At 43.3% G+C, this 18311-nt stretch carries 22 protein-coding genes; 13 read left to right on the top strand and 9 right to left on the bottom strand.

The window, feature by feature from the left end; all coding sequences use genetic code 11:
* The first annotated feature begins 8 nt into the window (after nt 1-8).
* The 6 genes from VTAP4600_RS03520 to ihfA all read left to right on the top strand — a co-directional run bounded on the left by VTAP4600_RS03520 (nt 9) and on the right by ihfA (nt 5988).
* Complete coding sequence (locus tag VTAP4600_RS03520) at nt 9-797, top strand: outer membrane lipoprotein-sorting protein (protein ID WP_102521526.1); 789 nt, start codon at nt 9-11, stop codon at nt 795-797.
* 24 nt (nt 798-821) lie between these two features.
* Entirely contained in the window at nt 822-2051 is a 1230-nt protein-coding gene (locus VTAP4600_RS03515) for an ABC transporter permease (RefSeq protein ID WP_102521525.1), read from the top strand.
* The gene (locus tag VTAP4600_RS03510; protein WP_102521524.1) at nt 2041-3288 is read left to right on the top strand and encodes an ABC transporter permease; all 1248 of its coding nucleotides are present in this window, start codon (nt 2041-2043) and stop codon (nt 3286-3288) included. Before VTAP4600_RS03515 ends, VTAP4600_RS03510 begins: the two co-directional genes overlap by 11 nt.
* A gap of 2 nt (nt 3289-3290) precedes the next feature.
* A complete protein-coding gene (locus VTAP4600_RS03505; protein WP_102521523.1) occupies nt 3291-4001 on the top strand; it encodes an ABC transporter ATP-binding protein in 711 nt (236 codons plus the stop codon).
* Complete coding sequence (locus VTAP4600_RS03500; protein WP_231897857.1) at nt 3998-5206, top strand: hypothetical protein; 1209 nt, start codon at nt 3998-4000, stop codon at nt 5204-5206. The genes VTAP4600_RS03505 and VTAP4600_RS03500 overlap by 4 nt, the downstream gene beginning before the upstream one ends.
* A gap of 485 nt (nt 5207-5691) precedes the next feature.
* Nucleotides 5692-5988: an integration host factor subunit alpha gene (ihfA, locus tag VTAP4600_RS03495; protein WP_102521522.1), complete on the top strand. Its 297-nt coding sequence runs from the start codon at nt 5692-5694 to the stop codon at nt 5986-5988.
* Nucleotides 5989-6104: 116 nt separating this feature from the next.
* Here the strand turns inward: ihfA and VTAP4600_RS03490 are convergent, their stop codons facing one another.
* The gene (locus VTAP4600_RS03490) at nt 6105-6884 is read right to left on the bottom strand and encodes a RelA/SpoT-related domain-containing protein (RefSeq protein WP_102521521.1); all 780 of its coding nucleotides are present in this window, start codon (nt 6882-6884) and stop codon (nt 6105-6107) included.
* A 299-nt stretch (nt 6885-7183) separates the two neighbouring features.
* On the opposite strand from VTAP4600_RS03490, the gene VTAP4600_RS03485 reads away from it, so the two are divergent.
* The gene (locus tag VTAP4600_RS03485; RefSeq protein WP_102521520.1) at nt 7184-7855 is read left to right on the top strand and encodes a thiopurine S-methyltransferase; all 672 of its coding nucleotides are present in this window, start codon (nt 7184-7186) and stop codon (nt 7853-7855) included.
* Between the two features lie 72 nt (nt 7856-7927).
* Here VTAP4600_RS03485 and purT read toward each other — a convergent pair whose 3' ends face one another.
* The 5 genes from purT to sbcB all read right to left on the bottom strand — a co-directional run bounded on the left by purT (nt 7928) and on the right by sbcB (nt 12905).
* Nucleotides 7928-9121 carry a formate-dependent phosphoribosylglycinamide formyltransferase gene (gene purT, locus VTAP4600_RS03480; protein ID WP_102521519.1) on the bottom strand — a complete coding sequence of 398 codons (1194 nt, stop codon included), beginning with the start codon at nt 9119-9121 and terminating at the stop codon, nt 7928-7930.
* A 243-nt stretch (nt 9122-9364) separates the two neighbouring features.
* A complete protein-coding gene (gene cdd, locus VTAP4600_RS03475) occupies nt 9365-10252 on the bottom strand; it encodes a cytidine deaminase (protein WP_102521518.1) in 888 nt (295 codons plus the stop codon).
* 176 nt (nt 10253-10428) lie between these two features.
* The gene (locus VTAP4600_RS03470) at nt 10429-11106 is read right to left on the bottom strand and encodes an LrgB family protein (protein WP_102521517.1); all 678 of its coding nucleotides are present in this window, start codon (nt 11104-11106) and stop codon (nt 10429-10431) included.
* A gap of 1 nt (nt 11107) precedes the next feature.
* Complete coding sequence (locus VTAP4600_RS03465; protein ID WP_102521516.1) at nt 11108-11470, bottom strand: CidA/LrgA family protein; 363 nt, start codon at nt 11468-11470, stop codon at nt 11108-11110.
* A 10-nt stretch (nt 11471-11480) separates the two neighbouring features.
* A complete protein-coding gene (gene sbcB, locus VTAP4600_RS03460) occupies nt 11481-12905 on the bottom strand; it encodes an exodeoxyribonuclease I (protein WP_102521515.1) in 1425 nt (474 codons plus the stop codon).
* Between the two features lie 258 nt (nt 12906-13163).
* Here sbcB and VTAP4600_RS03455 point away from each other — a divergent pair, with 258 nt between their 5' ends.
* Nucleotides 13164-13442: a hypothetical protein gene (locus tag VTAP4600_RS03455; RefSeq protein WP_102521514.1), complete on the top strand. Its 279-nt coding sequence runs from the start codon at nt 13164-13166 to the stop codon at nt 13440-13442.
* A gap of 217 nt (nt 13443-13659) precedes the next feature.
* Here VTAP4600_RS03455 and VTAP4600_RS03450 read toward each other — a convergent pair whose 3' ends face one another.
* Nucleotides 13660-14619 carry a transposase gene (locus tag VTAP4600_RS03450; RefSeq protein WP_172443057.1) on the bottom strand — a complete coding sequence of 320 codons (960 nt, stop codon included), beginning with the start codon at nt 14617-14619 and terminating at the stop codon, nt 13660-13662.
* Between the two features lie 224 nt (nt 14620-14843).
* On the opposite strand from VTAP4600_RS03450, the gene VTAP4600_RS25885 reads away from it, so the two are divergent.
* Nucleotides 14844-15005, top strand: a complete 162-nt coding sequence (locus VTAP4600_RS25885; protein ID WP_172443056.1) for a hypothetical protein — start codon at nt 14844-14846, stop codon at nt 15003-15005.
* Between the two features lie 57 nt (nt 15006-15062).
* Here VTAP4600_RS25885 and VTAP4600_RS03445 read toward each other — a convergent pair whose 3' ends face one another.
* Complete coding sequence (locus VTAP4600_RS03445) at nt 15063-15395, bottom strand: PBPRA1643 family SWIM/SEC-C metal-binding motif protein (RefSeq protein ID WP_102521513.1); 333 nt, start codon at nt 15393-15395, stop codon at nt 15063-15065.
* Between the two features lie 121 nt (nt 15396-15516).
* On the opposite strand from VTAP4600_RS03445, the gene VTAP4600_RS03440 reads away from it, so the two are divergent.
* The 3 genes from VTAP4600_RS03440 (at nt 15517) to VTAP4600_RS03430 (ending at nt 16907) form a co-directional block, all read left to right on the top strand.
* A complete protein-coding gene (locus VTAP4600_RS03440) occupies nt 15517-15957 on the top strand; it encodes a GNAT family N-acetyltransferase (RefSeq protein ID WP_102521512.1) in 441 nt (146 codons plus the stop codon).
* Nucleotides 15958-16079: 122 nt separating this feature from the next.
* Entirely contained in the window at nt 16080-16379 is a 300-nt protein-coding gene (locus VTAP4600_RS03435) for a YkgJ family cysteine cluster protein (protein WP_102521511.1), read from the top strand.
* Between the two features lie 147 nt (nt 16380-16526).
* Nucleotides 16527-16907 carry a VOC family protein gene (locus tag VTAP4600_RS03430; protein ID WP_102521510.1) on the top strand — a complete coding sequence of 127 codons (381 nt, stop codon included), beginning with the start codon at nt 16527-16529 and terminating at the stop codon, nt 16905-16907.
* A gap of 111 nt (nt 16908-17018) precedes the next feature.
* On the opposite strand, the gene VTAP4600_RS03425 is transcribed toward VTAP4600_RS03430, so the two are convergent.
* Complete coding sequence (locus VTAP4600_RS03425; RefSeq protein WP_102521509.1) at nt 17019-17474, bottom strand: exoribonuclease R; 456 nt, start codon at nt 17472-17474, stop codon at nt 17019-17021.
* A gap of 311 nt (nt 17475-17785) precedes the next feature.
* On the opposite strand from VTAP4600_RS03425, the gene VTAP4600_RS03420 reads away from it, so the two are divergent.
* The gene (locus VTAP4600_RS03420) at nt 17786-18235 is read left to right on the top strand and encodes a dCMP deaminase family protein (protein WP_102521508.1); all 450 of its coding nucleotides are present in this window, start codon (nt 17786-17788) and stop codon (nt 18233-18235) included.
* The last annotated feature ends 76 nt before the right edge of the window (nt 18236-18311 follow it).

Below are 18311 nucleotides of genomic sequence, written 5' to 3'. Positions count from 1 at the left end.
ATTTTGTTATGAAGCACCTCTCGTTACGTCTTTTTACTCTAAGTTTCTCTACACTGTGCCTTTCGTTTTCGGTATTTGCAGAATCTCCAACCTTGCCTTCACAAACTCTATCAGCCAAAGAAGTCGTTCAACGTTCTGACCAGCAAATGCGTGGCAAATCCAGCTACACGGTTGCTACGATGAATATCGTCCGTCCAGACTGGACGCGTAGTATGAGCATGAAGTCTTGGACAAAGGGACAAGACCTGTCGTTAGTATTGGTTACTGCCCCTGCAAAGGACAAAGGTGCGTCGTCTCTTAAGAGGCAAAAAGAAATGTGGAACTGGATCCCGGGTATTGAGCGTGTGATAAAAATAGCGCCGTCTATGTTGGGGCAGTCTTGGATGGGGTCTGATTTCACTAACGACGACCTGATTAATCAATCCTCGATCGTGGTCGATTATGATCACAAAATGGCTGGGGAAGAATCGTTCGATAATGAGAGGACATGGGTTATTAATGCGTACGCCAAACCGGACGCTCCCGTGGTTTGGAATAAGGTTAAATTATGGATTTCAACCGAGACTTATCTGCAGCGCAAAGTTGAGTTTTACGATGAGTTTGATGAGCTGGTTAATACCATGAGTACTTATGACATAAAGGAAATGGGGGGGCGCATGTTAGCAACAAGAATGGAAATGGTTCCGGCAGACAAACCGAATCAAAAAACGGAAATGATCACCCATGAAGCGCAATTTGAATTTGAAATTGGTGACGAATTTTTCTCACAATCTCAAATGAAAGCACTACGCGACTAAGACAAAGACCATCAAGGGCTATTTATGTTAGTGAAATTGGCTTGGCGAAATCTATGGAGACAAAAGCGGCGTACCGTATTAACCGCCTCTGCGCTTGCGTTAGCGTTGGTGTTGTCTTTGGTTATGCGGTCGATGCAAGAAGGGACATACGCGAACTCAATCGAGAATAGCGCCCGTTTTTATACCGGGCTTATTCAACTTCAGCACCCTGAGTATGGCGAAAGTAACAGTATTGATGACTTGTTGCCAGGCAGCGAGGACTTCATTCAGCCAGCCAAAGCACTGCCTTCTATGGAGTTCGTGATGCCAAGGATTGAGTCTTTTGCTTTAGCGGCCGCTTCAGACAAGTCGAAAGGTGTGCTAGTGATCGGCATCGAACCAACGCTAGAAGACGGCTATTCGAACTTGTCCGATAAAATCGTTAAGGGAAGTTACTTTTCAGCTTCAGACAAAGCCGTGTTACTTGGGGAAAGTTTAGCTCGTGTTATGAACGTGACAGTCGGCGATGAATTTGTGCTGTACGGACAAGGCTATCGTGGTCAAACCGCAGCAGGGCTTTATACGATAAAGGGCTTGATTTCATTTCCCACGCCTCAGCTAGAAAGCCAACTCGTGTATATGCCCCTTGAGCAAGCAAAGCTGATGTACAGTACTGAAGGGCAGGTGACCAATTGGGTTCTTCATACTAAGTCGCTAGAACAGGTATCGATTGCAACAGAGCAATTAAAATCGATATATAAAGACAATGTAAACGTTCGAGATTGGACAGACTTATCACCAGAAACGGCACAAAACATTCAGATGGATAAAGCCGGTGGCATCTTTTTGATGTACGTCCTCTATGGTGTGGTTGGTTTTGGATTGTTTGCCACTATTATGATGATGACGTTAGAGAGGCAGCGCGAATTTGGCGTAATGTTGGCGACGGGTTTAGTACGTTCCAAATTAATAACGTTGATTGGACTAGAGTCTGCAATGATGGCATTAATCGGTGTGGTAATTGGCTTAGTTGTGTCTGCTCCGATACTCGCCTACTTATTTTATAACCCGATTGAACTCACGGGTGAAACTGCGAAATTGATGATTCAAAGTGGGTTAGAGCCTGTGATCCCAATTGCCATTAAGACGTCGCTATTTATAGATCAAATCTTGATTGTGTTAACGCTAATGTTGCTCTGTTTAATTTACCCAATGAAACGCATCTATCAACTGGAGTTGGTGAGTGCGTTAAAAGGAGGTGCTCATGCTCATTAAGCTTGCGTGGCGCAACTTATGGCGTAATAAAATGCGTACCAGCATCATGTTAGGTGCCATGGTTTTTGGTTTACTCGGTGTCTCGCTCATGATGGGGTTCATGACTGGCCTAGTAGATAGCATGTTAAAAAATGCTATTTCATGGCAAACAAGTCATGTTCAAGTGCATCAGAAAACCTATGTAGATAACCCAGAAATTAATTCCGTTATCCCCAATTCTGACCTGATACTAGATTATATTAAACAGTCTCCCGATATAAAGGCTTATTCGGCCAGAGTTCTGGCAAATGGCATGGTGGCCTCGGCGAGAAGCACAAGAGGGGTGCGTATTAATGGCATCGATCTGGTTCAAGAGCAAAAAATCACTCCTTTGTCTGAACACATCGTTGATGGTAAATGGCTATCAGCTGAAGGTCGAAACCCAGTATTAGTTTCGCAAAAAATAGCAGAAAGGCTGCGTTTGCGTGTTGGCTCCAAAGTCGTATTAACGTTCTCAGATACGAACAATGATGTATCAGGTGCGGCATTTCGAGTACGCGGTATATTTAAAACGCCTTCAACCAGCTTTGATGACGGGAATGTTTACGTTAGGAAAAATGATCTCACTAAATTGGCCGGAATCAAGGGCGTACATGAAATTGCGATACTGGTTAATGACACGGAAGTCGACAGCGTTAAGGCATTTCAACAAGAGCTTCAAAGCCATCTTAATGAAAGCATGCGTAAAGAAGGCTCATCACAGATCAGTGTTAGAAATTGGCAGCAAGTTCAACCGTTGCTTGCGACGATGCAGGGCTCAATGAAAACCAGCAATCAAGTGATGTTGGCGATCTTCGTGATTGCGATGGGTTTTGGCATCATTAATATCTTGCTCATGTCAGTGTTTGAACGTACCCAAGAATTTGGTGTTTTGATGGCGGTCGGGATGCAAAAGCATAAAATTTTTATTTTGATCATGTTGGAATCGACATTTCTTGGTGTGACAGGGGCGGCTTTGGGGGTTATCAGTAGTTTTACATTGATGACGGTTCTTGGGCACAGCGGCATCAATTTAGCGATGATGGCTGAAGCGCTTGGAAATTACGGAATGGATACGATGCTATACCCCTATGTAGCCGGGTCTGACTACCAGATGATCTTCGTGACCGTTGTGTTGGTCAGTTTAATTGCTGCATTATATCCCGCACGTCAAATATTAAAACAACACCCTGTCCAAGCCATGTCGGAGAAACATTGATCATGACGATTCGAATCGAAGCCTTACGAAAAACATACAATCAAGATACTGAATTTCCCGTACACGCAGTTCAGAATCTAGATTTGAACATTGAGCAGGGTGAGTTTGTTGCGGTGATGGGGCCATCAGGTTCAGGAAAAACAACACTACTGAATATGCTCGGAGGAATAGACAAGCCTACATCTGGAAAAGTGTTCATCGATGATTGTGATATTTGTCAGCTATCAGAAAAGGCATTGATAGGCTACAGGCGAGACCATATCGGTTTTATCTTTCAAGATTACAGCCTACTGCCTGTGTTAACGGCTCTGGAAAACGTTGAATTTGTTATGCAGCTGCAGGGCCAAAGTGAAGCTCAGTGTCGAGAACGAGCAAGCAGCTTATTAGAGCAAGTGGGCTTAGGAGAACAACAAAATAAAGTACCTTCTAAACTGTCTGGTGGACAACAACAACGTGTCGCGGTGGCAAGGGCGTTAGCACCCAAACCTCGCTTCGTTATGGCGGATGAGCCAACCGCCAACTTGGATGCAAAAAGCACCTCAGAGCTGCTGGATATAATGCAAAGACTCAACGAACAAGAAGGTACAACGTTTATCTTTTCTACGCATGATCCAAGAGTGATCAAAAGAGCCAAACGAGTCATTGTTTTTGAAGATGGCCAACTCAAAGAAGACAGGTTACAACATGAACCGAGCGGTTTGGACATAGAATGAAAGGAGTAACCAAAGTGCGCTTCAGGCCAAGGGCATACATTTTCTTGCTAATTAGCAGCGCTACGTTTGGTATAAACTCTGCAGGAGCTCAAATCCCGGGCTTAGTGCCTGAAAAAAACTGGGATTTAAACGGCTATGTTAAATACATGGCAACCTCCACGATGCCCGACAATTCAAGCAACACACTTGATCACCTAGTTCACCAACGGTTTAACTACGAGTACCGCTTTAACTCAGACGTCAGAGTGAATTTAGGCATGAGGAATAGAGTGCTCTGGGGAGATACGGCGAACAACACGGGTTACGGTGAGCTCATTGGCAGCGATGCGGGCTATTTAGACTTAACCAGTAATTGGCTTGATAGGGATGGTGTCATCGGTACCTCGCAGTTCGACAGAGCCTACATACAGTGGCAAAACGATGATTGGCAAAATCGAGTAGGGAGGTTTCGAGTTAACTGGGCGATGACCACGATTTGGAATCCGAATGACATCTTCAATTCCTATTCAATATACGATTTCGATTACGAAGAACGCAGTGGTAGTGACGCAATAGCGGTGAGTCGAAAACTTGGCTTTGCCAGTTCACTTGATCTTGTTTCTAGCCCTAATGAAGAGAAAGAACTAGACAGCTATGCGGCGCGTTACTTATTTAACCACGATGGTTGGGACTATCAAGCCATGGTCGGAAAGTCAGGCTTAGATCAAGTCTTAGGAGCCGGCCTTGCTGGTGATGTGTCGGGTGCAGGAGTGCGTGGTGAGTTAAGTTGGTTCAATCCGACTCAGGATGAATGGCAATCGATGCCGGTTGAGCAAACCACCATTGCAAGTTTGGAAGCCGATTATAGCTTTGGAGGGACGAGAAATTGGATTGGTAGAGTCGCGATGCTGTACATCTCTAAGCCTCAAACAACCGACAGCGCAATTAAGTACTTAAACTTGCCTCTAACCGCACGAACATTAAGTTTCACAAAACAGACACTGTATGCCGATCTGGGCTTTGATATCTCGCCTTTAAGCCGAATCACATTCTCGTCTATCTACTACCAAGATGGCTCGATGTATTTCAGTCTTAATAGCAGTTATTCACTGTCTAATAATGTTCAGTTGTTGGCGGTTGCGCAGCGATTTGATGGCAGGTCTGGTAGTTTGTTTCATGAAAGTGCAAGCACGTTGGTATTTGGTCAAATCAAGTGGAGTTTTTAGCTTATCGCTATGTTATATAGCTAAGCTGACTATTTAAATCTAAATCAGTTATCTAATCTATAGTTCTATCAAGTTGCGGGAAGTATATGATTATTAACGATATGCATAAAATAGAACTGAACCCGGTATTTTAGTTAAGAATTCGGTTTTTTATACTCAACATCATGAAAAATATGATAAAAAACGAAATATTTTTCACTTTCATTACTTAAGAGTAATTGACTGTTTTATTGCTAACTTTCAGAGTTAAATTTCGTGGTATGGCGTATTGTTAGTAATAATTGTTGATTAGTTACGTTTTTATTGATTGAACTATCACCAGCGTCAAGAGGATACGTTCAAGAAATTTGGAAAAAAATTAGCCAAAATCATGAGGTTGGCTTACACTTTTCAACATGAAGTCAATTTTAAGTTGTTTGACTATTCATATTGCTTTGGCGCTACTGATTGGTAGCTAAGTTTAACACAGCTTTGAGGAAAGTTTTATGGCGCTCACCAAGGCCGATCTGGCTGAGAACCTGTTTGAAAAGCTCGGATATAGTAAACGGGATGCCAAGGACACGGTTGAAGTCTTTTTCGAAGAAGTTCGAAAGGCACTCGAAAATGGCGAGCAGGTGAAATTATCAGGATTTGGTAATTTTGACCTTCGCGACAAGAATGAAAGACCAGGCCGTAATCCGAAAACCGGTGAAGACATTCCAATCACCGCACGACGAGTCGTTACATTCCGTCCTGGGCAGAAGTTAAAAGCTCGCGTCGAGAGTATCGAAGTCGAGAAGTAGCCCTAACAGTGAAAATAAAGACCACGCCTATATGCGTGGTCTTTTTGTATTCTTGACTAAAAGGCTAAAGGCGAGCGGAATATTTCGGCCTTGATTTAACGTCAAGGCCGCGGTTATTACGCTGCTGTTGCTTGTGGAGAGATATAAGGCTGCCAAGCTTGATGATATAAATCGAATGCTTGGTTTCTGAGCTGGGCGACTTTGCCCATTTCAAACTCATTAAGAGGACGATCTTGAGCTACGGCCGTTCTTTCTATCCCTTGAATTACTTTGTAAATGTCATGTTCTGGGCCACTTTTCACGTCAGCAATGGCTCTTAAGTGTAATTGTACTTCAACCATCAGTTTCGTTTTCGGAAGCTCAACCACCACATTTAAATCACGGTAGCCGGATTTGTTCGGGGTTTTGAATCTATTTTTTGCTTTAACAACGGTCGCTTCACGGGTTAGCGTTTCGTACGCAGCCATTAACCCTTCAACATCGTCGGCGATGATTGTGGCACGAGCCAGGTCTGTGATCTTGTTGGTATTACCATTGAGTTCGAGTTCGATTTTTTGTTTTGCTCTGTCTGCTGACTTGATGCCAGAGAAAAACGCTTGAGTGCCACTTAGCATTGCTGTGCTTTTACAAAGAGATTCTAATTCGAATTGCGCTTGGTGTGCTTTTGAGTAAAGCACGTCGAAGTCTGTATAAGGTTGAATTGGATTGCTATTGAAAGATTCAATGGCATAAAGACCGCTCAAGCTGTATCTAAACGAGCGTGAGCTTATTTGGTTTTGCGAGGTGTTTGATGTGCGGCTATCTGTTAGGTTGACAGTAGGCAACGGCATAGCAGCTAATGGCGCACGGCTTAACAGCAGCAACATTAGTGCAGTCGTTCTTAAAAATAGGTTCATTCACACTCCTTAAGGACCCAGTCAAATAGGGTGTACTAATAAGGTTACTTTGCCTCTCAAACAGTGTGTGTCAGTTTCTCGCTGACGTACTTACTATATGGGGACAGGATACCCGATTACAACCCTAACAACGTGATTAAGACCACACAGTAATACCTCTGGTTCATTACAAGCGCATGAATTGACATTTAATTTACAAATTACCTACTGAAACTGGGTGAGCTGATTATAGTGTTTTACTTTATTAACTCAGTGACATTCTGTATTCTCGTTTCATAATTGGTAGACGAGTAACGTAAATGCAAGATCAGGAGCTGTGGCACAACAAATGGGCGTCAAATCAGATAGGTTTTCATCTCGATGATGTCAATCCTCTGCTTATCAAATATTGGCCTCAATTATCCCCTAGCCGTGAACAGAGCGTTCTGGTACCACTTTGTGGTAAGTCAGAAGATTTAGTGTGGCTTGCGCAAAAACATGATGAAGTTCATGGAGCTGAGCTTAGCGATATTGCCGTTCGCTCCTTCTTCTCAGAACATCTTTATACACCGCTTGTGACTCCACTTGATAACCATCACACCCTGTATCAATTTGATGAACTTTCATTATACGTCGGAGACTTTTTTACCGCGCCATTGCAGCCTGTAGAGCTAATTTACGATCGTGCTGCCATGATCGCTTTGCCTGCTGGAATTCGCCCGATATACGCAGACCGTATTCGTAACTTGTTAAAAATTAACGGTCGAATGTTGTTAGTGACGTTAGATTACCCGCAAGAAGAGATGACAGGCCCACCATTTAGTGTGACTGAACAAGAAGTTCGAGAGCTGTTTGCTGGAATGAAGCTAACGAAACTTTATCGTGATGATGCCGATGAAACACATCCACGAATTAAAAAAGGGTTGTCTCGCTTTGCTGAAGAAGTTTGGTTAATCGAAAATAGGGATGAGGCGCCAGGCGAAGGGCATTAAAGAATAAGGCAAGAGAATAAAAATCAAGAGCCAACGATTGAGTCGTTGGCTCTTTTTGTGTGCGTTAGATTTTTAATAAAGCACGGTTACTTTTGCTGCATTTTCAACGGCATCTTCAACGGCTGTTTCAATGGAGTCGCGACGAGTAAGCGTAACACCTAAACGGCGGCGACCATCGATTTCAGGTTTGGCAAACAAGCGGACTTGCGTTTGTGGCGCGCTTAATGCGTCTTTAACGCCGTCAAAGCGAATATTAGTCGACGTACCTTGGCCAAGAATGACGGCAGAGGCACTTGGTCCGTATTGAGTAATACTGTTAATTGGCATACCAGTGAAGGCTCTTACGTGCAGAGCAAATTCTGACATTTCCTGAGAAATGAGCGTAACCATACCTGTATCGTGTGGGCGAGGAGAAACTTCATTGAAGATCACTTCGTTGCCTTTAATGAACAGTTCTACGCCAAAGATACCGTAGCCACCTAAAGCGTTAACGACTTTTTCCGCTGCACGTTGTGCGTTTTCAAGTGCCGTATGGCTCATGATTTGTGGCTGCCACGACTCGCGATAATCGCCATCCTCTTGGCGGTGCCCGATCGGCGCACAAAAGTGAACACCGTCTACAGCACGAACAGTCAATAATGTGATTTCGTAATCGAAGTCGATAAAACCCTCGACAATCACACGACCTGCGCCAGCTCGGCCACCATCTTGTGCGTAATCCCAAGCTTTTTGAATATCATCAGCATGCTTGATAACGCTTTGCCCTTTACCTGATGAACTCATTACAGGTTTTACAACGCAAGGAATACCAACAAACTCAATCGCTTGTTTAAAGTCTTCTAGGCTGTCGGCGAATCGGTAGCGTGAGGTTGGAATTTCCAATTCTTCAGCGGCTAAGCGACGGATCCCCTCGCGGTTCATCGTCAGTTTTTTTGCGTGCGCAGTGGGCACAACATTGAGGCCTTTCGCTTCAAGTGCAACAAGCGTATCGGTCGCGATGGCTTCAATTTCAGGTACAACGTAGTCTGGTTGTTCTTTTTCAATGAGCTTTGTTAGGGCTTCGCCGTCTAGCATGTCAATCACGTATGAGCGGTGAGCAACTTGCATTGCTGGTGCGTTTTCGTAACGATCAGCTGCGATGACTTCAAGACCTAAGCGTTGGCATTCAATCGCCACCTCTTTACCTAGCTCACCAGAACCGAGTAAAAGAACACGAGTAGCATCTTTAGCTAAAGCAGTACCAATACTTTTTGGAGTAACAGACATTTTGAACCCTATTCATTTGTTGAGTTGCTGCGGATCATACTGAAAAACGATCATTACGCAATCGTTTGCTACTGAATAGATACAATTATTTGCCAACAAATTTCAGCTTGTTTAGCTTTTGAACAAATAGAAGCTGAATAGGCAGTAATTGAAAAGACGATGGAGTGATGGTTGATCGTACACTCATCATTAAGGCCCTAAAAAGAGCCTTAATGATGATCTATAGTTCGCCACTAGCGCGCACTAATAAGCGATGTATTCTACCGGAACATCTGGGCTAATCGCTTCCATAGTCCCTTGAGTATCAATCAAGTGGCTCATTGAACTTTCAAGCATTTCTACTAGCGCCACAGATTCAATATCTGCAAAAGTGTTACCGGCTAACAAAACTTGAACGAGGGCAACTTGGAGCGGGGGTAGGCTAGGGTTAAAAGCGGCGTTCTCCGCGTAACTGCCTTTAACTATTGCACCGTCAGAAGTACGGATAGCAACACCACTATGATTTTTGGTGTAAGGTGAGTGGCTCATATTCAATGCAGCTACAGCTTGCTGTATGAGTTCATCATTACTTTCACTAGTGATGCCTTTATCGACTTTTGTCATCAGGCCTTCCGTTACACCAAGGTCTGCAGGGCCAAATGAGTCAGGTAAATAGGTATGTAAAGACAGAGCTTCGCGCTCTGGCAGTTGTATCATCAAGTCTTTAGCTGTTGTCAGTTCGTTCATGAATTGGCGGCAGTGACCACATGGGCTAAAGTTGACAGTTACATCAATAAGGCCTTCTTCACCTTTCATCCATGCATGGCTAATCGCTGCTTGCTCGGCGTGTACGGTTTGTCCTAACTGAACGCCAGCCATTTCAACGTTAGCGCCAAAATACAAGCGTCCAGAAAGCCCACGAGCAATAGCGCCAACATAAAAGTCTGATAGAGGAACATGGGCGTAAGTAGCAGCTAATGGAAGTAGGGCGAGTCGCAACTCTTGATCGGTTAGACCAGAAGCATCTAACAGTGATTGAAACTGCAACTTAGAGATAGTTGCGTCGTAGCTCATTTCGCTAATGATGACTTTAAGAATGCCAGCAATGCTGTCTGGCATTTTGCTTAGTACTTGTTCAATACGCTCGTTCATACGTGATCCTTTTATGTTATGTGTATCATTCTAGGTCAAATAGAAACAATAACAGTGATCATGATCACGCTTGTAAGTGCAACGATAATGTTCGTTACATAAATTGAGAGGGGTCACACATGTAATCAATTACATGTGTGACCCCTCGCACTATTGAATGGGCGCAAAGTAGAAACTTAGCTACTTAGCCAAACAACCAATGAGAAAAATGCAGGGGCTAGAATAGAGGTGATAACCCCACAAAGTACCAGTGCCAAACTACTAAAAGCGGCATCTCTAGGATCTTTCTCTATGCAAGTGGAGGTTCCAAGCGCATGAGAAACAGTACCCATGGTTAATCCTTTCGCTATTGGGTGCGTAATACCTACCAAATTGTAGATTGGATACGCAAATATTGCCCCAAATAGACCAACAATTAATACAAATATGGCGGCAATGGATGGCTCACCACCTAAGCTACTAGAGACTTCCATCGCAATTGGAGTCGTCACCGATTTACCGAGTAAGCTGGCTATGAGCGTTAAATCGGTATTGAGATAAACGGCAATGACAGATGACGTTAACATCGACATGATGCTGCCTACACCGCAGGCGAGTAGAATGATCCTCCAGCGAGTGCGAATTTCTGGTAACTGCGAATATAGCGGGTAAGCCAAAGCTACGACAGCAGGCTGAAGTAAATAGCTCAGGTAGTCTGTTTCTCCGTAATAGGTTGAAAAATCGATATCAAGTAATAATAGAGCACAGATGATGATAGAAACGCTTATCACCAACGGATTCATGATCGGGTTTTTCAATTTTAAGCTAACAGCTCTAGCAAAAAAGAAAACAGCAATGGTGATAACAAGCCACATACTACTTCTCTCCTTTTAGAATATGTTCCAACGTTAATCCTAATAGCACTAAGACGATCGCAGTTCCGCCCACGGCACTTGCCAAAATAGGCAGTGCATTTTCCGCGAGCATTTCATAGTGATCCATCAATCCGACGCTGATAGGAACAAACAGCAGAATCATATAGCGGATGAAAAGCTGAGAGGTTGGCTTAACCCATTCAACAGGCACAATGCCGAAAACCAGCAAAGCAAACAACAATAGCATGCCAAAAATACTACCGGGAATGGATGTACCGAGAGCTGATTGAATGGTTAGGCCGGCTAATAAGCAGGCCATAATAACAGCGAATGAAACCACGTAGCCGAGTAGGCGTTTAAACATAGGAGTGCCTTTATGAGACAAGTTTTTCTACATAGCGATAAACGGATTTTAATATAGCTAATTTCGTTTCGTCACTTTCATGTTCGTGAGCTAAGTTTTCAAGATTAAGCATGTATTCTTCAATACGGTTCTCGTAATAGCCACGACAATGTGCGGCCCACTTTTGTTGTTCGCCTTCGCTTAACGTGTGAGGGTAATGGCGAGCACGATAACGGAATAGAAGTGGCGCGATACGATCATCGCTGAAGCTAATATCGAGATCGCCAAGATCTTCGGGCTTAGCGTTGCGAATGATGTCCATTGCGGCTTTGTCTGCTGGCGAGAAAAATCCATCGTACAGTTGGGTATCTACATCTGGATTTTTGTCGTACTGACGCTCGTTGCTGTATAGCTCTGTCAGCTTTTCTCTGATCTCTGGGTGCTGTTTAATCAGTGCTAAGTTCTTCAAACACTGTTCGCGATCAATTCCGATTTTTTCGGCATTTTCTGCCGTAAGTGTTTTAGCCGGAGCCAGTGTCGGGCATTTATTTAGTTGCACCAGTTTCACAGGAATAGGCTGCTCCCCCTCGGCAAGTTCATCGCGTTTGGTGTACATACGTTCGCGGATCGCATCGACGTCTAAATTGATTAATGGTTGCGGATCGAAAGCCAAGTTAATCATCACGACGGCATTTTTGTTTGTCGGGTGCCAAGCAACCGGAACCATCCAACTAGTGTAGGCGCATTTAGGCCCAAGCATGCCTGAAACATGCATTAGTGGCGTCATATTAACGATATCAATTAAGTCATTCAGTTTACGTTTGTGCCGCATACTAAATAGATAATCAAAGAGTTTAGGTTGAGCTTGCTTAACTTTTTTTGCAAGTTCAATGGTAGCGATAACATCAGCCATCGCATCGTGGGCATTTGCATGTTCAATGCCATTGGCTACTGATAGGTGCTCCAGCTTAAAACTTGGAAAGCCGTCTTCTCTTTCAGGCCATTCTATTCCGTCTGGTCGAAGGGCATAGCAAGTACGCATCACATCTAATAAGTCCCAGCGAGAGTTGCCATTCTGCCACGCCCAAGCGTAAGGATCTAAAAAGTTACGGTATAACGTATAACGAGACACTTCATCATCGAACCGAATGCTATTGTAGCCAAGGCTGGTGGTATTCGGTGTTGCCAGTTCGTGGTGAATCTTAGCGATGAACTCTGGCTCAGATAGCCCTTTAGAAACCGCTGTTTGCGGCATAATACCTGTGATCAACGCAGCTTCAGGCGCCGGTAGATAATCACTAGGTGGCTGACAATAAATGACTAAGGGTTCACCAATAATATTAAAATCCATATCGGTACGAACCCCTGCAAACTGGCAAGGACGATCGATTGCTGGGTTTACTCCCCAAGTTTCATAATCGAAAAAGAAAAGAGTAGGCTGGTTGTCTTGTGACATCAATGGATTCCAAAGTAACGGTGCGCTATTGCGTTATTAGACCACTCAAGGGCCTGTATATCAATTAAGTGTTTGGTGAATGGGCGTATTACTCAGAAAGCGGATAGGTTTTTATGTGGTTTCAAAAAGAGGCTACATGAATCGCATCTTGTCGAATATATTTATAAAATGCTAGAATGATTACTCTATAAGCATGGTGTTGCATTTGTCGCTCAGTTATACTCGATGCACGTTTTGTTCGTGTTAGGGTTGCAGTAGATGCCAACAATTAATCCTTTGTTCAAGCTCAAGCCTCAAGATTTCTTCTCAATATATAAGCCACTTCGTACAACGTTTACTACTAACGAATTTATCAAAACTATTCAGGAAACTCTCGATATAGAGGTGACGGCCAAACAGGTTGACGACTATCTAGGTTGCCTTGGATTCACCTCGTTCGGGGACTCAGGCAACCAATATAGTAAGTCCTCGGTTGTCGGTCGTAATACAGAGCGTTGTTTATTAAGAAGAAACACTATGACGATGAAATCGTCGTAGGTACTTCTATCTAACCAGACACACACTTAATCAAAATTCTACATAGAAACCCGTATTCAAATTAGAAGTGCTCGAATTATTTTCAATGTAGGCTTCAAAAAACGCGTCGATCAATCGCTTTTAGGAAAACCTTAGTGTCACCAACAGTGTGAAATAGACGGAACCAGCCAACTTAATGCTGGCGTAGTATTTTGTGTTCTATTGCGTGGGGCGTTTTCTATTCGAGCGGATAATAGTGAATTTTTGATTTATTTAAAGCGACTTTTGCTTGCTGAAGTTTGCTAGGTGAACCGATGGCTGTGGAACGCTTTTTCTCTATGGAAGTACAGATTTCTAACCAGTTACTTTGGCTAAAGTTAAGCCTTTCTAAAATTGGTGGTAAATGGGCAGCCATTGATGTTTTTCCTTCTCGGAACTGCCGGGCTGTCCAGTCAACCAATTCCATGTAATCCATTAACTTAAATGGTATTCCGTCCACTAATTTGTTGGTTGGATCGCCAATGAATGGATGTAGGCATGGCGCGGTTTCAAGGTGTTTGTTAAGTGCCTGCAGTCTTGCTTTTATTGACGTAAAGTCAGATTGTTCAGGAGAGTTTGCGATACCCGCTCGAACCGGGTTTAAGTCCACATAAGTCATGGCAGCGGCTAATGCTTTTTCATCAAGTAGTGCTTGGCTTTTGAAGCGACTTTCCCAAAAGTGCCCAGAGCATTGGTCTTCTTGATTGGCTCTGCAGGCGATATCGTAGTTAAGCTCTTTCATGAACCAACTTAATGACCAGATCCGCTCTCGCCATGCCTCGATAACTTCTAAACATTTATCTTCTTCCGCTTGTGTCTTTAAGTCTTTGTTCAACCAACGTTGAATCAGCACCGGTAGCTTATGGTTATGACTCCAGCGTTCAACCACATCGGAAAGTGATAATTGAAGCGCTTTGTTTTGATTGATGTGCGACACCAAATGGTAATGATTGCTCATCACGGCGTACGCGCAGATATCAATGCAATAGGTAAGCGTGAGTGATTGAATTTTGTGTTCGATCCATTCCCTACGATGTTCATAGCTCTTATTTGTAGTGGCATCTTCGCCACATAAATAGCTTTGCCTTACACACCTTGAGACGCAGTGATAATAGGGCGTTGCATCGACAGAGATGAGCTGTTTTCTTGCGGTGGCCATGACTTTTCCCAATCATTTTTTTACTAGGATAGCAATTGCGGGAGGTAGGAAAAGTTGCGTGTGCAGAGTTGGGGGCGTGCTGACGTAAACTCAGTCGATAACTCGTACTATTTGGTGTGTGTCCGCTTAAAACTCGCTTAAAAGGGGGGATTGTTTGTTGGTTTGTATGCGTTAAGGTTATTGCACGTTACAATACCGGCATAATGAACGAATACGGAGCCATAATGAGAAAGTATTATACGACGGAAGGCGATCCGAACGCGAAAAAACGTAAAGATGCGTACCCTATACTGGCGTTATGTGAGCGTTGCGTTGCTCGCTATATTGTTATTAGTGAGGGGGAAAGGACGTATGATGCGTGTGTAAAATGTGGGGAAGACGATTAGATTTAGTGGATAAACTGAAGTGATCGCCACTTCAGTTTACGATTGGCTACTACGTAATTAAGCACAGCATTTTTTGTATTTTTTGCCACTACCACACGAGCACGGATCGTTGCGATTCGGTGTTTTTTCAAATGTCGTGGTTTTTGGTTTATTGAGGATCGTGTCCAACTCTAAGGTGTTTTCTTCCTGAGTTGGGTCTACCGTGATGCTTGCAAACATCGCGTTTTCAGCAACGATAGCATCAATCTCAGCTTTACGTTCTTCTGTTTTTACCATAATGGAAATCGGCGCTTCTTCGCTTCCCGCTTTTACATCGCGGTTAACGTTATAGCCAGATTGAACATGGTTCTGTCTGGTTTCAATACGGCCTTTAAAAAACATTTTTGACATTGGAGACTCACTAACAGTTGGTATGACGCAATAATGCGGCGATTATACCTAACTATCGCAATTGATAAAGCGGCGATGACAGTTAAGTGGTTTATAGCAACTGCAACACAAGGTTATATCTATGATAGAGATTGTTGTGGCAAAAACAGGTAGCCAATATATAGCAGCGCTTACGCGGTTATTTCAATCAGAATGGTCGGAGTTCGAGCCTTACCTGCCTCTTGTTAATGGTTTTGATGTTCCACTGCCTTTACTTGCGTTTTCCCATGACAAACTTATCGGTGGTTTAGCCTTTACACGATTTCCTGCTCCCAAGACAGGTACACAAGCGCTGTGGATAAATGCGTTGTATGTAAAAATTGAGCACAGAAACCAAAGGGTGAGCTCTAAACTCATACAACATGCAGAACGCTTGGCAATAATGAATGATGAGACCGTTCTATACGTTTATACGCACATTCCAGCACTCTACCTAAATTTGGGGTGGGAAATGGCAAACACCAATGATGAACATACGGTCTTATATAAAGACCTAACTCAGAGTCTAAACAACGAATGTTGAGCCAAGTTAGATGCGGCCTATTGTTCAATAAAGGATGCTTGTCGTTCTTGATGCCAAAGGAAACCCGATATTTATTTGAATTTTGGAGTACTATGCGTCAACCGCTCTAATTGTAGATATGCATGACCATTAATATAAAAAACATTCCAACCAAAGAAATTACCTGTGCAAACTGTCAAGCCTGCTGCTGCCGCTTAGAAGTAATGATTATTACAGATACGGGGGTGCCAGAAGAGCACATCGCAGTTGATGAATGGGGAGGTGAAACCATGTTGCGTCTTGAAGATGGATGGTGCTCCGCCGTTGATCGTGAAACCTTGATGTGTACCATTTATGAAAACCGCCCGTGGATCTGCCGTGAATTCGAAATGGCCTCTTATGAGTGCGAAAACGAACGAAAAGCACAGCTTCTTGATCTTTAGTTCCATCGGACTTACCACGAAAAATTCAAGAAATGTCGATGGGTTTCTCTTTTATTGGAATTGGTTTTGAGTCGCAAGTCCCTTGCTAGATAGTTTTGAATCTGTGTCCTATGTTTTATTGGGTAGCGGCATAACGAGGGACAAAATATGCAAGGTAATCCAGTAGGTTGGTTTGAAATATACGTTGATGATATTGAAAGAGCAAAAGCGTTCTATCAAACGGTTTTAGCGGTTGATTTAGAGCGGCTAGGCGACCCTAAAGACGCCAATATAGAGATGTGGTCATTTAGTTCGAATATCGAACAGTACGGTGCGACGGGCGCTCTAATCAAAATGGCGGGTTGTTCCGCTGGTGGTAATAGCACCATGGTGTACTTTTCTTGCGAAGATTGTTCGTTGGAGCAGTCTCGAGTCGTGGCGGCTGGTGGTAAAGTCACACAAGATAAAATGTCGATTGGTGAATATGGTTTCATTGCTATGGTTATTGATACTGAAGGGAATATGATAGGGCTTCATTCAGAAAAATGATGTGGCTGTTATTCGCTGTATCGTGATCGAACTGGTGATTGATCTAGCTCAGAAATGTTACGAGGTAAGAGTCAAAGATAGCTTTCGACTCTTACCCTTTATTTGATAGAGCTACTTGTCTTGATCAGTTTCGTTTTTTTCGGCGTAAAAATGCAGTAATTCAGTAAGTACTTTTACCCATCCGAACGCGTCTACTGGCGCATTTATCAAAATCGATTCGACTTTTTCGCAGTGAATTTCAAGCGAAATAGCTTCTTCTAGATTAAAAGAGATGGCGTAGAAGTGCCATAACACCAAGCGGGTCATACGTTGGGTATTTTGTACCGCGTTATCAGACTCACTAAATGCTTGGCTCACTTCCCCTAGTGCGATACCCGTCATACGTAGCATTGCGTCAAATTGAGCTGACTTCATGCGCTCTTCGTTATCAACTTCTTCTTTGTCGAAAGTAAAAAGCTCACTCATGACATCTTCAGGCACCATGCGAGTCATTACTCGCATGCTAAATTCTTCTAATTCATGGCGAGGCATCGTCATTAAGCAGTCTAGGGTGTAATCGCGTTCCATAATTCTCTCAAGCAAGTTGGTTACGAGGCGGCTATTCTAGCGATTTATCGCAACAAATCCATGTTCAATTACCCTAATTATTAGAGATCTAACCCGGGCGTGATTTAGGATGAGAGTGTTTCCCTTATTAAGAGCGTGACCAAGTTAATGATGACAGTGACAGGCGACATCGGTTTTCCGTTGAATTTGTGGAAGAAATATAGTCGCAAGCAAATAGTCAGAAATGTTAGGGGTAAGTCACAAACTAAGCTACTATCAGTAAATTAGTTTTAGTCGACTTGAAATGACACGAGTGAAAGAGAGGACTCTACATGATATCTAAATGGGCTCAGCGCTTTAATCAAATGGCCGAACTGGTGGCATCTTGGAGTAAAGACCCATCGACACAAGTAGGCGCGGTGATCACAAAACATAACCGAATCGTTTCTGTCGGTTTTAACGGTTACCCTCACGGTATATCCGACAGCGCGGAAACCGACGAACGTGATATGAAGTACCTTAAAACCTTGCATGCTGAAGAAAATGCGATTCTCTTTGCTAAGCGGGATTTAGACGATTGCGATATCTGGGTGACTCATTTTCCTTGCCCTAATTGTGCAGCAAAGATCATTCAAACAGGAATAAAGGCAGTACATTGCCCGGAGCAAACAGAAGACTTTCTTTCTCGTTGGGGTGATAAAATCCGAGTGAGCCAAGATATGTTTTTGCAAGCTGGTGTTAAGGTCGATTGGTTACCGCTCAGTGATATAACGCCAGAATAACCGTTAAATAGAAATTATCTTGCGAGCTAAGTTGGCTCGCATTTTTTTTGCCTAAACAAAATGATCGTCTTGAGTT

Source organism: Vibrio tapetis subsp. tapetis, from assembly GCF_900233005.1.
GTDB classification, from domain to species: domain Bacteria; phylum Pseudomonadota; class Gammaproteobacteria; order Enterobacterales; family Vibrionaceae; genus Vibrio; species Vibrio tapetis.
Note: the sequence above shows the minus strand (reverse complement) of the source record. Positions and strands in the feature narration are given on the sequence as shown.

Coding starts and splice junctions, on each gene's coding strand:
- VTAP4600_RS03430 (WP_102521510.1), top strand. CDS start 16,527: ATGCAAGGTAATCCAGTAGGTTGGTTTGAAATATACGTTGATGATATT.
- ihfA (WP_102521522.1), top strand. CDS start 5,692: ATGGCGCTCACCAAGGCCGATCTGGCTGAGAACCTGTTTGAAAAGCTC.
- VTAP4600_RS03505 (WP_102521523.1), top strand. CDS start 3,291: ATGACGATTCGAATCGAAGCCTTACGAAAAACATACAATCAAGATACT.
- VTAP4600_RS03450 (WP_172443057.1), bottom strand. CDS start 14,619: ATGGCCACCGCAAGAAAACAGCTCATCTCTGTCGATGCAACGCCCTAT.
- VTAP4600_RS03490 (WP_102521521.1), bottom strand. CDS start 6,884: ATGAACCTATTTTTAAGAACGACTGCACTAATGTTGCTGCTGTTAAGC.
- VTAP4600_RS03510 (WP_102521524.1), top strand. CDS start 2,041: ATGCTCATTAAGCTTGCGTGGCGCAACTTATGGCGTAATAAAATGCGT.
- sbcB (WP_102521515.1), bottom strand. CDS start 12,905: ATGTCACAAGACAACCAGCCTACTCTTTTCTTTTTCGATTATGAAACT.
- VTAP4600_RS03435 (WP_102521511.1), top strand. CDS start 16,080: ATGACCATTAATATAAAAAACATTCCAACCAAAGAAATTACCTGTGCA.
- VTAP4600_RS03420 (WP_102521508.1), top strand. CDS start 17,786: ATGATATCTAAATGGGCTCAGCGCTTTAATCAAATGGCCGAACTGGTG.
- VTAP4600_RS03425 (WP_102521509.1), bottom strand. CDS start 17,474: ATGGAACGCGATTACACCCTAGACTGCTTAATGACGATGCCTCGCCAT.
- VTAP4600_RS03445 (WP_102521513.1), bottom strand. CDS start 15,395: ATGTCAAAAATGTTTTTTAAAGGCCGTATTGAAACCAGACAGAACCAT.
- VTAP4600_RS03440 (WP_102521512.1), top strand. CDS start 15,517: ATGATAGAGATTGTTGTGGCAAAAACAGGTAGCCAATATATAGCAGCG.
- VTAP4600_RS03485 (WP_102521520.1), top strand. CDS start 7,184: ATGCAAGATCAGGAGCTGTGGCACAACAAATGGGCGTCAAATCAGATA.
- VTAP4600_RS03500 (WP_231897857.1), top strand. CDS start 3,998: ATGAAAGGAGTAACCAAAGTGCGCTTCAGGCCAAGGGCATACATTTTC.
- cdd (WP_102521518.1), bottom strand. CDS start 10,252: ATGAACGAGCGTATTGAACAAGTACTAAGCAAAATGCCAGACAGCATT.
- VTAP4600_RS03520 (WP_102521526.1), top strand. CDS start 9: ATGAAGCACCTCTCGTTACGTCTTTTTACTCTAAGTTTCTCTACACTG.
- VTAP4600_RS03455 (WP_102521514.1), top strand. CDS start 13,164: ATGCCAACAATTAATCCTTTGTTCAAGCTCAAGCCTCAAGATTTCTTC.
- purT (WP_102521519.1), bottom strand. CDS start 9,121: ATGTCTGTTACTCCAAAAAGTATTGGTACTGCTTTAGCTAAAGATGCT.
- VTAP4600_RS03515 (WP_102521525.1), top strand. CDS start 822: ATGTTAGTGAAATTGGCTTGGCGAAATCTATGGAGACAAAAGCGGCGT.
- VTAP4600_RS25885 (WP_172443056.1), top strand. CDS start 14,844: ATGAGAAAGTATTATACGACGGAAGGCGATCCGAACGCGAAAAAACGT.
- VTAP4600_RS03470 (WP_102521517.1), bottom strand. CDS start 11,106: ATGTGGCTTGTTATCACCATTGCTGTTTTCTTTTTTGCTAGAGCTGTT.
- VTAP4600_RS03465 (WP_102521516.1), bottom strand. CDS start 11,470: ATGTTTAAACGCCTACTCGGCTACGTGGTTTCATTCGCTGTTATTATG.